Origin of the sequence: Xanthocytophaga flava (genome assembly GCF_030068545.1) — a bacterium.
Taxonomy (GTDB): domain Bacteria; phylum Bacteroidota; class Bacteroidia; order Cytophagales; family 172606-1; genus Xanthocytophaga; species Xanthocytophaga flava.
Window position 1 is genome coordinate 532,698 of the sequence record NZ_JASJOR010000001.1, and the last position, 16,287, is coordinate 548,984.

Sequence of the window (16,287 nt, forward strand, 5' to 3'; positions counted from 1 at the left end):
TTGACTTTTCTATCACTAATTAACCTATTCAAGTATGCAAAGAATCGTTATTCTTCTACTAGTTTATTGTGCATTTATCATTTCTACCTCTGCTCAGAACCTGTCTACGCTTAACACCATCACTGTCAGGATTGCTAATTCAGGAAGAATCATGTATAACAATGAAGTAAAAGGGTATTACTCTTTATATTTATTAGACAGTACAAAGAAGGAACCACTGAAAACCTATTTATTCTTAATTCAAGATGAGAATCTTCGAAAGCTGGATTCGGTAGAAATCAAGCAAGAGAAAGATATAAGGCTTCAAAGTATCGTATTTAACGGTCAAGCATTTGGGGTTTTGTTTAGCAAAATTGACTTTACAGGTCCAAAGATAATGGAGAAACACATTTTACTCTCCTATGATAGAAACCTGAAACAATTAGGAAAAACCGAAAAGAAAGACCGTGTTTACTTTAATAAAGTAAAACTTGTTTCAATACCCAATGAAGGATTTATCTTGTATGCACATATGACCACAAAGTATACTAATCAGTTACACCAACAGTGGGAATATAACCGAGAATACAGTTGGGAAAACACATTTGCCGATTCGAAATATTTAGGTTCTCTACAAATTAGAGAAGATGCTTATACAACAGAAAAGAAAGATACAAGCAAATTTTACAGAAATACTCTCATTGTACAGGACATAACTACAGGAAATCTGCTTGCTTCTGTTCCATTATGGGATAAAACCTATTATATGGAACCAAATAAAGTAATCTATGACTCATTAAACCATAGTATGGATGTATTTGGAGACTTATACACGAAGAATACACTTTATGTTTTTTCACAAAATACAGGCCTATTTCATCTAAAGATTGACATTTCTGGCAAAATACTCAGACGTGATTTTAATTTATGGACAACTGCATTTCAGGGATTCTTTAATGAAAAAGCAAAAACCAAACAAGGCATTAATTTTTTCTTTCATGACATCTTACAAACAAAGGATGGGACTATTTTTTTAATAGGCGAAGAACATAGTAGGACATTTAGTCGGCTTGTGGCGTATGACATAGTTATTTTTGAGCTTGATTCAACCTTTACACTAAAAGAAATTCACACCTTTGCCAAAACCAAACAAAGGAAAAGAACTACAGATGGCCTTAACAACTCAATGCATCACAGGTTAAAAAGCTTATCATCATCAAAAAATGGTTATTTTGATTATAGGTTCAGTCAGCTGACAGATAAAGGCAATGGGTTCATAGCTGCATTTCTTGATCCGCTAGAGTCCAAAGACAAAATTCAGTTTATGATACTCGTTTATACTCCTGAAAAAAACTTTGGTATTGATAGAATAACCCCAAACTATACTTCTGCTATTAAAACAGTTATTGAAGAAGCGAAATCTGGTTATATTAAAATTTCTCAATATGATAGCAAAAAGAAAAAGTTAGATATGCAACTTGTAAAAATCAATATCTAATAAAAAGAATACCTCTCACTAGTGGAGAGGTATTCTTTATTATTCTATTCCTAAAATTTAAAATTATTATTTCGTCACGGTCTTTGTATACTCATAGATATAAAGATTCAACTTTCTCCATACAACGTCCTTTTTAGGAAATTTAGCCACAAACTCAGGACTATCACCAAAGAGTCTATCATAGTTATCTTCAAACTCAGCTTTTTTCAACCAAAAAACTTCATCTCCTTTTCTAACATAGAAAGATTTGTCAATACCACCAGCTACTTTCATAGGACCTACACCAATAGAAGCAGATTCTTTAGCCATATTGTCACCAAATACCATGATAGCAGAACAAAAATCAGGATTTACCAACTGCATCAGGAATTCCTTTTCTTTCTTTTTATTTTTTAAAGAAACTGATTGATTCTTAAAGTAGCAATATCCTTGATTTAAGATTTTGTCAAGGCTATTATTAGTATATGCCTTTAGATCAGTTACTGCAGCAGATCTCTTTGACAATTTGTCAAATCCTGAAGGATACAGATACATCTCATCAATCTGTTCAGCTTTATATTCTATTGTTTTCTTTGTAGCAGGATCTTTAATTTCTATGGCAGTAATCTGTCCTTTTTTTCTATCCAGATCATCGTTAATTCCTTTAACCGTAGTACCATCTTTCAATTTAACGATGCATTCCTTAGAAGCATAACGGTCATAAACCGGAAGGAACTGAAATACTGAATTATCTGGTTCATCCCCTTTATCTTGAGCAAATACGCTGACGCTGCCAACAAACAGCATAGCGAAAAACATAACTGTTTTTTTCATAGTAAACATTTACAAAATGAGTTAATTAGTTAAAAATTTCCTATAACAAACACTTTGCAAACATATACACAAAAAACACTTGTATCAATACTACAAATACAACATGTAATTTTAGCTATCAAATACCTAATTCGCCTATATACAGTTACCACCTTAATATGAAGCCATAAAGTATCATAAATAAAAATAGTAACAGGTATATAATAGTTCATAAAACAAATAATATACTATCAATCAAGTCATTAATATCTTCCCAGGAGTATTATTACCTATTACACTCATTAGCAACTGTTAGTATAGTATCAGAAGTAACAAATCGCGTTTCTTCACATCAATAATAATAGCTCAATAATGTAATAAATTGTATAATAACTACTTTCGTTTATAAATGAAGATCAAAAAACTAAATCACTCAATGTAAAGCACGACAAATAGCAATGAATCTGGACTTAGAATTAATCACTAAAGGAAAAAGTATTACCCAAATAGACCTACAACGTTTAGCAGTTGTTATTAGGTCAGAGATCCCTATTGAATTACAGAAACTTCTACTTTTACATAATGGAGGAGATCTGGAAGTTAACTCCTTTTACAGACTTATAGGAAATACCACTTTTCAAACCAGTAGTGTTGAGTCAATCCTGAGTGTGGAAGAAATCGAAACAACCTTCAATAATTTAAGTGATGATTCAACTCTTTGCGAAAGCAAAGTTATCCCATTCGCCAGCCTTTTAGAATTGGCTGGAATGTTTATAATAGAGGAAAAACCTATATTTATGATTGGGATTACGGATTAACCTACCAGGCAGCTTCATTAAGCGAATTCTGTAAGCAACTGATATTTACAGATTCTTCTGAACTTAGAAAGCAGCTACTTAATCTGCAAGAAGAAACAAAATGGATTATCTGAAAATCAATCATTCCATAACAACTACAAGTCATTATCAAGTAACATGTAGTCGTTATGGAATGGTTAATCAAGCCGTTACAACTTCCTTCTCATCTGTATCTTTCTCCTGCGGAGGTCTTCTGTGCCAATAAGACGCCAAAATAGAACCAGTAATATTCATAACCGGTCCAAAAACAGCTGGTGCTAAGCCCAGGGTTGCAGTCTTTCCCATTTCTTTCGCCAACCCGGAAGCCAGCCCTCCATTTTGCATACCTACTTCAATAGCAATTGTACGGCAATCACGTTCACTCAATTTGAAGGCGCGTCCCAGCCAGTATCCCAGAAAATATCCGCTGGTATTGTGAATCAGTGTACAGGCGATTAGTGCTGGTCCAATCTGCAATAGATTATTTCTACCAGAAGCGGTGATGATCACAATGATAAAAGCAATACCCAGCATAGACACCAGTGGCATTAGCTTATCCAGCCACTCCAGTTTTCCTTTGAGCAGTTTATTAAATAACAATCCGGCACCGATAGGTAGTATTACCATCTTGATGATATCCCACATCATAGCTAGCGCATCCACTTCAATAAATTCCCCACCCAGTATTTTCATCCACATAGGTGTCAAAAAGGGAGCCAGTAATGTCGCAATAGCCGTTAATGTAATCGACAAAGCTAAGTTCGCTTTTGCCAAATATGACATCACATTGGAAGCCATACCGCAAGGCATACTTCCAATTAATACCACACCCGCAGCAATTTCAGGAGAAAAGCCAAAAACCTTTGCCAATGTAAATCCTAACAGAGGCATTAATGTAAAGTGTCCCAATAAACCACTAATTACAGCCTTTGGCATCTTTGCTACGCTGGCAAAATCCTTTACTCCCATCTCAGTCCCCATACCAAACATGATAATTTGAATCAATGGAGTGATTAAAGCTGTAAGCGTAAAATTATTTACTTTGAGAAAGTATTGTGGATAATACAAAGCAGTTGTAACAGCAGCAAAGATCATGAGTGTGTAGGCGAATCCCTTCAATACCTCATATCCTCGAAAGGCAATACCCAAGGCAGCAAAGAGCAGAATAACAACAGGACCAGCCTCTGCTAACCTTCCCATTACTATCATAATTAAGGTGATAAGCAAACTGATTCCAGCTATACTCCAGGCAATTATATTCCGATACTTTTGTCCAGCAGTAGAAGTCATAGATTAAAAATTCTTAAATAAACAGGTGTGTAATTTTTTTCAGATGAAATTACCAAGTACGTTTTTTCATAAACTCATCGAGTTGAGCTCGAGTCATTTTCAGTTCTGCAGGATGTTGGTCCAGCCACTTTAGGAAATCCTCCTTAATTTTATCAGTCCACTCATTATCAATCTGACCTGTGCTGTATTTTCCTGTCTTCAGCATCTCATGACCAAATTTATCCCGCAGGCCAATGAACTCAGCAGTGGAGATTACTTTCTCAGCCATATGTGCCGGAATAAATAGTACTCCTTCCCGCTCTGAAATAACCAGATCGCCAGGTAATACGATGGCTCCGCCAATACGGATAGGAGTATTAAGCCCCATCAATACAACATCTTTTAAATAGGACGGATCAAAGTCCCGTACAAAGGCATTGAATCCTTTAATCTGAGCTAACCCTTGTAAATCCCGTGCAGCCCCATCAAAGATGACACCATTGTGAGATTTGGCATAAATTGAGTTTCCCAGGTTGTCTCCGATCAATGTTCCTTCAGCGATTTTCCCAAAACAATCTGCTACATACACATCACCTGGAGTCAGCATGTCAATAGGCCAGGCATTGGTATTGCCAACACGTCCCTGCTTCTGTCCTCTCTCTTTAATCTTTTTCTCTACATCCGGTCGACTCGGCATAAACATGGCAGTCAAGGCACGCCCAACTACAGGCACATCGTCATGCACCATTTTCCAGTTTCTTTCAAACTGACATGTGTACCCTTCATTATTCAATACCTGCCAGGCTTCTTCAATTCCAACTTTTTTAGCTCTTTCTATCAGATCATCAGGTATTTTTGGACGGCCATCCGGAAAGCGTTCTCCCTTCCATTCGGAGGTCAGAAAGATTAATTCATCACGTGCGATTGTCTGAGCAGAAGCGCCATATACACAACATAATAAAAGTATTGCGGCGAGGACTTTTTGTAACATGTGTTCTGATTAATTGGAAAATTCAGGTAAGTATAGATATTGAGAAGCAGAATGATATTTTTATAGATCACTCTGAAAACGGTTATTTATTTCAAAAACAGTTGTTGTACACATACAGCCATAGGAACCTTGGTTTCCCATCCTGTATAGGTAAGCTTGCCAGTAGTTTTATCTCGTTTGAAAACAACTACATTATCATTGTCACGATTGGTCACAAATACCAATTCGCCTTTTGCATCCACACAGAAATTTCTTGGATGTCCTCCATTTGTAGCCTCATGACCTATCACGGTCAGTTTGCCGGTTTGAGGATCTACTTTGTAGATTGCCAGACTATTATGACCGCGATTGGAAGCATATAAAAATTTGCCATCAGGTGAGAAATGGATATCTGCTGCATAACTTTTCTCTGTAAAATTTTCAGGCAACATGGTTACCTGCTCTACTGGAGTAAGGCCACCTGTCGCTCTATCCACCTTATATACAGCGACTTTTGAAGACAATTCTTCAGCGGAATAGGCAAAATTACCGTTAGGATGAATAGCCAGGTGACGAGGTCCTGCACCAGGTACACTTGCAGCAAAAGGTTTTGATGCTGGGGATAACTTACCTGTGGTAGGATTCACTGCATAAATCATAATCTTATCTAATCCCAGATCAGTAGCGTATATCCATTTACCATCAGGAGATGGAATAATAGAATGCATATGTGGCCCTTGTTGTCTGGCAGGATTTACACTTTTTCCCTGATGTTGTATAACATCTGCTACTTTCCCAACACTTCCATCCTTTTGAATAGGATATACGGATAAACTCCCTGTTCCATAATTGGAAACATAAATAAATCGGCCTTTAGGATCTACACTAACATGGCAGGGGTCATTCCCTTCAGAAGGTTGTTCACTACCCAACTTTGTCAGTTTTCCATTGGCAGGACTGATCTGATAAGCAATTACACTTCCACTCTGACTTTTAGTCCCTACACCTTTCCCATAAATAGCATACAGGAACTTTTTGTTAGGATGAATGGCCAGAAAAGACGGACCTGCTCCATCACCTACGGTTTGTAGTTCGGAGATTTTACCATTTGTCCGGTCAAAGTTTAAGACATAAATACCCTTGCTCCCCCGATCGGCAAAGGTGCCTATATAGAGAATCTCTTTAGAAGATGTAGACTGAGCAGTGCTACAAAGGTTTGCCAGCAGGCAGAAGGCAACAAATACTATTCTTTTCATAAAAATTAGTAAAAATTGAATCAGAAAACCAAAAATAGCCGGAAAAACCAATTTCCCTCTGATTCGTTTATGGAAACTGTCTGGTGTTAGTCTCTTTATGTGAATAATAGGAATCTCTGTATAGTAAGTATACAGAGATTCCAGCAGGTATAGATTATTTTATCAGTTTTCACTGGTGGCAACAGCTCCTTTGCCAGCTGTCTTACGCACCTTGTTTACCTCTTCTGGGGTAATGGCACTAGCCTTATTCCCAAAGTTCTTTCTGATAAACGTCAATACATTGGCAGCATCCTCATTACTCAGAAAACTATGCTGAGGCATCAGATTATTATAGGGTTTACCCTTTACTTCGATAGGACCTTCCAACCCATTAAGTAATACTTTAATTAACCTTTCTTTGTCTCCAATTACCCATTCTGATCCACCCAATGGAGGAAAACGTTGTGAATCTCCACGTCCATTTTGCTGATGACATGCAATACAATAGGTGTCAAATACTTTTTGACCAGCCACTATCAGCCCACTTGCTTTTATAATATCTTTCTGTTGATCCGGAGTACGGATAGAAGATACAAGTTTTCGTTTTTCCATAGAGGCCAACTGTTCCTTGCCAAAATTTTGTTTATCGCCTTTGTACATAATCCGCCATACCTTACCCTTTTCCGTTTCTGATATATACAATGAACCATCTGGACCCATTGCAATACCCATAGGCCGGTAAATAGCATCACTTACATTAACAATAGGATCTACTTTGGCAAAGCCATCTGCAAAGACTTCCCACTTCCCACTAGGTTTTCCATTTTCAAATGGAACAAAAGCTATAAAATAACCAGATTGAGGATAGGGAGCCCGGTTCGTAGAACCATGAAAAGCAATAAAAGCACCTTTCTTATAATGATCCGGAAACTGATTGCCTGTATAAAAGAACAAATCATTGGGAGCCCAGTGCCCTGGAAAGCCTATAAGTGGTTGTTCCAGACTATCCCCTTCGGCTACTAAATCCTGATGACCTGTATACTCAGGGTTGATCACTTTCTTTTTCTTTATCTGATCATAGTAGAAATACGGCCATCCACCATCCATTCCTTTTGGAACACGGAAAAATTCTTCTGCTGGAAGTACAGCACTTTCCCATGGCGAGTATTTTTCAGACCACAAACGCAACAGATCATCTCGTCCATGTTGTACCAGATACAAATTATTATCATCTGTATTCCAATCCATGGCAACCACACTGCGCAATCCTGTGGCATATTTCACTCCATCTTTCTGAGTTTGTCCTACCTTATTAGCATCAAACTGCCAGATACCACCATGATCTTCCAACAACGGACAAGGATAAATACCAGGTGATCCTGGAGTACGATTACTCTCCTGACAGGAATTGGATGGTGCTCCAAAAGGCACATACATATGTCCATTGTTGTCAAACGTTATTGGTTTGGCAATGTGCTCATGCATTCCATGTGGATGATCATCTTCCAGAATGACTTCCTGAGCACCTTCCGGAACGAGTTTGCCGGGAGTCAGCTTATAACGGAAAACAGTTAGTTCAGAGGTAAAATATAAATAGCCATTGTATACCCGCATAGCTGTTCCATATCCTCGCTCACGCCCTGATCCACCAAAGAGTTTTATCACATCTGCTTTTCCATCCTGATTGGTATCCCGTAAAGCGATAACCGAACTATCTTTTCCTCCATATCGGGCTTTTACATACACATCGCCATTGTCACTTACTGCCAGTTGCCGTGCTTTACCTTCCAGACTATCTACTACCACTACAGCTTCAAAGCTTTGCGGAAGAAAAAGTCCACCATTTTCAGGATCTCCTTCCGGCAAAGACTGTTTGTTGGTACATGCTGAGATTATGCTTAGTATAGCAATAAGTGCACACACACTCCATCTATGAAAAAAAACAGATGGCCAGGAACAGAATAAATAGTTATTTATAGTAAAGAATTTCATATCAGGATGAGAAGGTAATTAAGAGGTTAGGGTGATTGTGTATAGTAGATATGAATTTTGTAAAGAGATACTAATGCTTAGCAGGAGGAGCCGAGGGTAAAACTATTGGATCTGTAATCCCATTCAGGTCATAGACTACTTTGCCTGCCCGGATGGTCAGTTCACACTCTAGCTTTTGTTTACCTGTCACTTTATAGCCCGTTTTGTCAAAAAATCCAAAGTTTCCTTCCCGCATGGAAAAAACAGCGACATCAGCCACAGCACCCTGGGAAAGATGCCCAAGTTCTTCGCGTTTGATAGCTTGAGCTGATGTCCAGGTACTGGCTTTGATCACAGACGGCAAGTCCATACCCATATTCAAAAACTTTGACATTACACTAAGCTGGTCTTTCATGGAACCATTCATGCTTCCTGTATGCAGATCTGTGCTGATGGTATTTGGGAAAAATCCACTTTTCAAAGCAGGTATAGCCTGAGAATAGTTAAAACTTGTGCCACCATATCCTACATCAAAAATGATCCCTCTTTTTTGTGCTTCCCATACAAAGGGCTTTACCTTTTTTGTTGTCTCGTCTACTACCGATTCGCGACCATTTAGTAAAGCATAGGTATGAGTGTAAATATCTCCAGGACGTAGGCGTTTCATAAACAGTTCCTCAATTGGCAGAGGAGGAATACTCCCTCCAAAGTCAATCATAACAGGAATATTGGCTATTTTTCCGGCCTCTACCGCTCGATCTACCGGCGTCCATTCCGGACCACTAAAATGGGCTACTTTTATACCTACCACATAATTTTTATTTCCTCGTGCGACCAAAGCTGTCATCTTGGCATCCATATCCTGTGTATTCTGCTCATAGGGGCCACCACGCATACCTTCCCCTACTATATTTAATAGAGACAAAACCCGGGTTTGTGAATGATCGATAACATTATTTTTAAATGTCGGAAAAGATTTCCAGCCCGCCCCGCCAGCATCGACAATGGTTGTTACACCTACCCGAAACGTAAATCCATCTGGTGGCACAGCTACAAATCCGTTGCTCAGATAATGGTCAGGCTCAGTACCAAAGAACACATGTCCATGAATATCAATAAGTCCGGGCGTCACATACATACCTTTGGCTTGTACTACTTGACGGGCTTGCTTTTCGGGTATGCTCTTAGCAACCTTAGCGATAGTATCAGCGTTAATAGCAACATCCATTACCCCATTGATGCCATTTTTGGGATCTATAACATGACCTCCTTTGATCAGCAGATTATATGTCTGTGCATGAAGTGTAACAATGCCTATACACAGACACAAAAAAAGAGATAGAACTTTCCTCATGATTAACGAATGACAGGATAAGAATCAAAAAATAAGATACTTCTATACCTCTGGTTGTATATGTACACCAGATTCTGTAAAATAATCTCTATAGAGGAGAGCTTCTGCATTAGCAGGATTGTGTCTTTACCCGGTATAAAGTTGGAACACCCCATTAGGTATCCTACAAATGGTAGGATGGATAATTGTTTCAGTAGTTTTCTTCGATTTAACATAGGAATACCATTAACTGTTGTAAGATGGAACAGTGGTTCATTGAATTTCTATATTTTAGTCAGATGTAGAGGCAATGCAATGAGTCTAAGCCAACTCCAACAATCCATTCAACTATGTTATTTCTCCAATAAGCGGAATGCATCAGATTGCTTTATCTCGGAGAAAATAATCTGGCAGACTTTACTATCTAAACGACCTGCCAGGAAGGATCTACTCTGTATTTCTACTCTTTTTTTGTATTTTATTCACTTAGACTCCTATATATTCTATTATAGTTCATAAAATATACAGCAATGCCTTTCACGATCAACAGGATGAGACCTATCAATGAGGTTTTGAATAAGAAAATATCTAGAATGTCTACATTACAGAAATGTACGCTGATAGTGGTTGAAGGACATTGAGCACTAAAGCATTGCAATTCGTTTTATTCAAAGATCCATGTACCAAATTTCTGGTACTCATGAAAGCTAGCCTTTCTATTTGGGTAAACACTCACTTTTGACCAAGTCCATGTTGTATATACCTTATCATAATCAATCCGATAAAGATTTCCTCTCCAGCGATCTCCTGATTTTGGAGAAGCAGAAACAAGAGGACTCAATAAACGATAAGGAATAAAAAATTCGGCAGTCCATCCGGTAACACTTCCCAGCGATTTTCGTGTACCTCCTTGGATAGTAGTTGCATGTTGCGTCCGTTGTTTCCTCTCATAAAACGCAGGTAGCCAACCATTCAGTCTTCCGTTTATATTGGGTACAAGCAGTGGTAGTTCATAATTCAGAGGTGAAAGTTCATATTCAAAATAGATAGGAACAGAAGGATCTGGCCACAGAAAAACTTCAACGACATCCTCATTAAACAAGGCTCCAAAATCCTTTTGTATGGTTGCGGTTAGTTTTTGATCCTGACATTGAAAGAGAAAATATAATCCTGTATCTGAATACAGAAGTTTTACCAATGTGGAAGAAGAATCACCTGCAGATTCCAGTACAGGAATCTTTATCCATTCCGTTTTTTCCCAGCTTTTAGATTTTCCATCTCCAGTAATAGTAAAATCACTGGTTTTTCGGATAACAGTCTTTGTAGAATCATCTACAAAAGCAAAGGTTTCTGAGGAAAACACATGCAATAATCCAAAAATCGAAGCAAGAAAAAGGAAGCGCATCTCTCAGTTGAATTTTAGTGTTTAGTTGTAGATTGTCCAGAACCAGATTCTGCCTGAACTGCAATCCCATTCAGGTCATAGACTACTTTGCCTGCCCGAACCGTCAGCTCGCATTCCATTTTATATTTTCCATTTATTTTGTAACCTGTATAATCAAAGAAACCAAAATCACCTTCTCTCATAGAAAAAACGGCTACATCAGCCACAGCACCCTGGGAAAGATGCCCAAGTTCTTCACGTTTGATAGCTTGAGCCGACGCCCAGGTACTGGCTTTGATCACAGATGGCAGGTCCATACCCATATTCAAAAACTTTGACATCACATTAAGCATATCTTTCATCGAATGATTCATACTTGCAGTGTGAATATCTGTGCTAATTGTATTTGGGAAAAAACCACTTTTCAAAGCAGGTATAGACTGTGCATACGAAAAACTGATCCCCCCATACCCTACATCGAAGATGATGCCTTTTTTCTGTGCTTCCCATACAAATGGCTTCACCTGATTAGTAGTCAAATCTACAATAGGTTCACGACTCCCTAAACGTGCAAAGCAATGGGTAAAGATATCACCGGGACGTAAGTGTTTCATAAACAATTCTTCAATCGGCAAAGGAGGTGTGCTACTACCAAAATCAACCATAACAGGAATGTTGGCTATTTTTCCGGCCTCTACCGCTCGATCTACCGGCGTCCATTCTGCACCTATATAATGTGCTACTTTTACACCTACTACATATTGCCGATACTGACGTGCCACACTTGCTGTCATCTTGGCATCCATATCCTGTGTGTTCTGTTCATAAGCACCGCCACGCATGCCTTCTCCTACTATATTCAGCAATGCAAGTACCCGTGTCTGTGAATGATCAATCGTTTGATCTTTAAAAGTCGGAAATGTCTTCCACCCCGCACATCCGGCATCGACAATGGTTGTTACACCTACTCGAAACGTAAATCCATCTGGTGGTAATGCATCAAAACTATTGCTCAGATACCGTCCTTTCTCAGTACCAAAGAAATTATGTGTATGAATATCAATCAGCCCAGGCGTCACATACATACCTTTGGCTTGTACTATTTGACGGGCTTGCTTTTCGGGTATGCTCTTAGCAACCTTAGCGATAGTATCAGCGTTAATAGCAACATCCATTACCCCATTGATACCATTCTTGGGATCTATAACATGACCTCCTTTGATTAGCAGACTATACGTCTGTGCATGAACATTTCCAGCCCACAAGCAAGCCAGAATAATCAAAAACTGTAATTGTATCCGCATGGACAGAAATAGGGCAAAGCCTGTTACATCAGACTTTATAGAAAGGTAGCTGATGTAACAGTATTGTGAGGTAAATTTTAATGGAATCTATTCTGTGTGACTACGTTTCTGAATATCTATTATGCAGAAGCTTTTGTCAGTTCTTCTTTAATGCGGGTAGCTACAATTTTCTCCTGTCCAGGTTTCATCATCCAAACGGTCAGGTTAATGTGACTAGGACCGCTTCCACCTATCTCGATGGAAGGATTACCAAAACGTAGTTTCTCCTGAAGATCCTTACCAGCCATCTTTATCTTGTTGGTATCCCATTCTATTTTTAAAGTTGGTGTATGGTTACCCAGAGGATTTACGGTTACCTCAGTAGTAATTCCAGCAATAGGCTTTATTGTATTCTGGATATGTGCAATGCCATCTTCCCAGGTTTTCCATAGCTTACTGAAGTCCTGTTTAATAAAATTTTCCAGTGCTACATACATTCCCAAGATCTCTTCTTTATTGACCTTCATTCCCCGACCTATATTAAATCCGCGTGGAGGCATGTGCATCCGGGCAGCAGCAATGATTTCTTTCTTGCCCATCAGAATACCAGCACTTTGAGGACCACGCATGGCCTTACCACCCGACACAGCTACAAAGCTGAAGCCCATATCATTGAACTTCCATAAGTTCTCAACAGGAGGTACATCGGCAGCAATATCTATAGCTGTAGGTATATTGTGTTTTTTACCCAATGTTACCCATTCTTCATGTTTTATTTTCCCTTTATCAGACTGAATATGCAGGAACCACATCAGTGCCGTACGTTCATTAATCGCTTTTTCAACATCTTCAACAGTTTCCACAAATACAATCTTACAACCTGTATTCATCAGCGAATGCAGATAAACGATATCATGGCCTTTTTGAACAATCACCTCTGACTTCATTCCTGTATACTCCAGATGAGGTAACTGCTCTACTTTTTTCTGATCTGTTCCTGTTAATACACCTGCCAGTCCCAATGTGAGGGCTGAAAAAGCTCCGGATGTAACCACAGCGGCTTCCGAATGTACCAGTTTCGCAATACGTTCTCCTACTTTATCCTGTAACTCATCCAACAGACAAAATTCCTGAGCTGCATATTGAATCGTTTGTAAAACCTCTTCCTGCATCAATGAGCCTGTCATATATGTCAGTGTTCCGGCTGCATTAATAAAGGTACGCACACCCAACTCTTTAAATAGATCCCGCTTTACAACTGCTGTAGCAGCTTGTGTAGAGACAAAGGGAATAGTGCTCCCAAACATTCCACCTAATAATGGAAAGCTGGACAAACGCTGAAGAAGTTTTCTTCTGGATAACATAAACGACGGATTTGTACCTTTTGCCAGTAAATGGCTGTCAGGCGGATATAAGAAAGATATACAAAATGAGAGATGTTAAGGCTGCAAGAGAAGAAAAGCCGCACCCATAGGATGCGGTTTACTTACACAATAGACACCGCAATTACATTTGCTAGATGTAAAGCAGACAGTTTATTTTTAATGAGGGTATTATCAGTTTAGATATAGGCAATGCAATCCATTTCTACCAATGAATCACCTGGAACGCCACCATATACGGCAACAGTAGTACGAACTGGAGGCTTATTGCCAAAACGGCCTTTGAAAACTTCATTCATGGCTTTATAATCATTCAGATCATGCAGAAACACACTTACTTTCAACACTTTTTCCATAGAAGAACCTGCTTTCTTCAATTCTGCCTCAAGCTCTTTTAGTACGTGATCAGTGTGTGCTTTAATATCACCTTCAAAGTGAGCGCCTTTACCTGCGATAAATACCAGATTGCCAAATTTGGTTGAACCAGAGAACAATGGTACGTCATCATACATGGTTACATTGTTTACTTCTTTTTCTGGTGCAGCTTCTTTTACAGATGCCTTAGCCGTTAGACCAACTCCTGCAATGCCGGCCACTGAGCCAATGATTCTTTTCAGGATAGATCGTCTTTGTGTTGTCATGGTGGAAAAGCAGATAAAGTGAAAGATGTTAAATTGATATGTGGTTATGGTAATTGCTCAAATGACTACTTACTTCAAAAAGGCTTTCACTTCACAAAACGATACGACTATCGGAATCTAACCTTTCGCTTTAATTTTTTTCTTACTTATTCTATGACTTTCATAAACGGGATTATTTATCCCACCAAAGAGGTGTAGCAGGTGAGTCACTTCCATCCAGTAAGCTTTTGGCTGCTTCTACAGCGGCTGCATTACTTTGTGCATCACTTGTCAGAAAAGGCAGGCGTTTAATCAAAACATTTACTGGTAAATCGGCATTATCTGAATTGATACGGTCATAAAGTTTTAATTGATCTGAGCGACGCAAATCAGCCCATGCCTCTACCCCATCCGGATATAGAGCCAGCCATTTCTGGGTAGCAATCTGTATCAATTGTGTTGTTTTGTCACTTGCCCATTTGATAGGCGTATTGGATAGCGCAGGAGAATGAACAGCATCATCCGGTGCAATAGGTATATTAGCACTATTTATATATGCAGCGATGACATTTTCATCTATAATACCCCATTGAATTAATGAAGCACGAATTCCTTTCCCATATAACTCCTGAGCAGTTCCACCCATATTCCAGCCAAGCAAAGCACCTTCTGCACGAATGAAGTATGCCTCAGCACTATGCATAATATCCTGGGGACGGGTCAATGCTGTAATATTGGTAAAGTTATTTCCATACAACAAAGGTCCAGGATTAGAATTATCATCAGCACCATTGCCCACCAGAGTAGATAACTCCGTACTGCTATACCCATTACGTAATCCTTCATAAGTACCTGTTTTTGCAGCCGGAGAATAATACTTCCCTATACGCGGATCATCATATCCCTTCAACACAGATTCCATAGCTGCACTCATTCGAAACTCCCCCCAACTGGATATATACGCTAATCCATTGGCATCTCCGTTCAGGTTGGGCTTATTCATATAGGCATCATCCTGTGGAACACTATATGTTCCTGCTGTTTCCATTACTCCGGCAGCTACGGCTTCTTCTGCTTTTTGCCTAGCAAGTTCTGGCTCAACCTTCGAAACCCGCATAGCCAATCTCAGTTTAAGTGTATTACCAAACGTAATCCATTTACTGATATCCCCATGATAAATCAGATCATAGGTCCCATAGGTAGAGGTCTCACTGGTACTAGCTTCCAAAACAGCCAGTGCCTCATCTAACTTTGTAAAGAAATCACTATATATCTTATCCTGTGCGTCATAAGGGACAGACTCTGTACCGTGTCCTGCACTAAAGTAAGGGATTGGTCCATAATAATCGGTAGTACGATGAAAAGCCCACACCCACCAGATCTTTGCAATGGCATGTTCGGCAGAAGTAGAATCTGTATTAGCCATTATAGACAATAGTTGAGGGACTGTACCCACATAAACCTGTGACCACTGAGTAGTAATCCAATCCTGACGAATCACATATCGATCTGAATTAAAATAGGTTGCGGTAGTAGCAAAATACTGAGCATACAAATCTGCAAATAGATTTTGTGCAGTTTGATAAGTTATACCTGTGTATGATGCAGCAGATTGTGCTTTCGATAACAAGAAGCCGATTTCACGTATTCCTACTTCAGACAAACCCGTCTTGCTTGTATTCATTTTATCAAAGTTGCCAGTACAGCCTAACATCACCAGGAACAAGATAAGCCC

At 39.0% G+C, this 16,287-nt stretch carries 13 protein-coding genes; 2 read left to right on the forward strand and 11 right to left on the reverse strand.

The features are described 5' to 3' along the window. Positions 1 to 34: 34 nt before the first annotated feature. The gene (locus QNI15_RS02180) at positions 35 to 1,477 is read left to right on the forward strand and encodes a DUF6770 family protein (protein WP_314030309.1); all 1,443 of its coding nucleotides are present in this window, start codon (positions 35 to 37) and stop codon (positions 1,475 to 1,477) included. 66 nt (positions 1,478 to 1,543) lie between these two features. Here the strand turns inward: QNI15_RS02180 and QNI15_RS02185 are convergent, their stop codons facing one another. After that, on the reverse strand, positions 1,544 to 2,290 hold the full coding sequence (locus QNI15_RS02185; RefSeq protein ID WP_314030311.1) for a hypothetical protein: 747 nt from the start codon (positions 2,288 to 2,290) through the stop codon (positions 1,544 to 1,546). A gap of 437 nt (positions 2,291 to 2,727) precedes the next feature. Between QNI15_RS02185 and QNI15_RS02190 the strand changes: the two genes are divergently transcribed. Continuing rightward, a complete protein-coding gene (locus tag QNI15_RS02190; protein ID WP_314030313.1) occupies positions 2,728 to 3,087 on the forward strand; it encodes a hypothetical protein in 360 nt (119 codons plus the stop codon). Between the two features lie 180 nt (positions 3,088 to 3,267). Here the strand turns inward: QNI15_RS02190 and QNI15_RS02195 are convergent, their stop codons facing one another. The 10 genes from QNI15_RS02195 to QNI15_RS02240 all read right to left on the reverse strand — a co-directional run bounded on the left by QNI15_RS02195 (position 3,268) and on the right by QNI15_RS02240 (position 16,236). Next, on the reverse strand, positions 3,268 to 4,395 hold the full coding sequence (locus tag QNI15_RS02195; RefSeq protein ID WP_313993696.1) for a bile acid:sodium symporter family protein: 1,128 nt from the start codon (positions 4,393 to 4,395) through the stop codon (positions 3,268 to 3,270). A gap of 49 nt (positions 4,396 to 4,444) precedes the next feature. Further along, positions 4,445 to 5,365 carry an RraA family protein gene (locus tag QNI15_RS02200; protein WP_314030315.1) on the reverse strand — a complete coding sequence of 307 codons (921 nt, stop codon included), beginning with the start codon at positions 5,363 to 5,365 and terminating at the stop codon, positions 4,445 to 4,447. Between the two features lie 86 nt (positions 5,366 to 5,451). Then, complete coding sequence (locus QNI15_RS02205) at positions 5,452 to 6,600, reverse strand: lactonase family protein (protein ID WP_314030318.1); 1,149 nt, start codon at positions 6,598 to 6,600, stop codon at positions 5,452 to 5,454. A 162-nt stretch (positions 6,601 to 6,762) separates the two neighbouring features. Beyond that, complete coding sequence (locus tag QNI15_RS02210) at positions 6,763 to 8,571, reverse strand: c-type cytochrome (RefSeq protein ID WP_314030319.1); 1,809 nt, start codon at positions 8,569 to 8,571, stop codon at positions 6,763 to 6,765. A 70-nt stretch (positions 8,572 to 8,641) separates the two neighbouring features. Next, positions 8,642 to 9,904, reverse strand: coding sequence for an amidohydrolase/deacetylase family metallohydrolase (locus QNI15_RS02215; RefSeq protein ID WP_314030320.1), 1,263 nt, complete (start codon positions 9,902 to 9,904; stop codon positions 8,642 to 8,644). Between the two features lie 643 nt (positions 9,905 to 10,547). Further along, positions 10,548 to 11,288: a carbohydrate-binding family 9-like protein gene (locus tag QNI15_RS02220; RefSeq protein ID WP_314030322.1), complete on the reverse strand. Its 741-nt coding sequence runs from the start codon at positions 11,286 to 11,288 to the stop codon at positions 10,548 to 10,550. Positions 11,289 to 11,302: 14 nt separating this feature from the next. After that, positions 11,303 to 12,571 (reverse strand): amidohydrolase/deacetylase family metallohydrolase, encoded by a 1,269-nt coding sequence (locus tag QNI15_RS02225; RefSeq protein ID WP_314030324.1) that lies wholly within the window; start codon positions 12,569 to 12,571, stop codon positions 11,303 to 11,305. A gap of 119 nt (positions 12,572 to 12,690) precedes the next feature. After that, positions 12,691 to 13,914 carry an aminotransferase class V-fold PLP-dependent enzyme gene (locus QNI15_RS02230; RefSeq protein ID WP_313993713.1) on the reverse strand — a complete coding sequence of 408 codons (1,224 nt, stop codon included), beginning with the start codon at positions 13,912 to 13,914 and terminating at the stop codon, positions 12,691 to 12,693. Positions 13,915 to 14,111: 197 nt separating this feature from the next. Beyond that, positions 14,112 to 14,573, reverse strand: coding sequence for a RidA family protein (locus tag QNI15_RS02235; RefSeq protein ID WP_313975328.1), 462 nt, complete (start codon positions 14,571 to 14,573; stop codon positions 14,112 to 14,114). A gap of 172 nt (positions 14,574 to 14,745) precedes the next feature. Beyond that, the gene (locus tag QNI15_RS02240) at positions 14,746 to 16,236 is read right to left on the reverse strand and encodes a SusD/RagB family nutrient-binding outer membrane lipoprotein (RefSeq protein WP_314030325.1); all 1,491 of its coding nucleotides are present in this window, start codon (positions 16,234 to 16,236) and stop codon (positions 14,746 to 14,748) included. Positions 16,237 to 16,287: the final 51 nt, after the last annotated feature.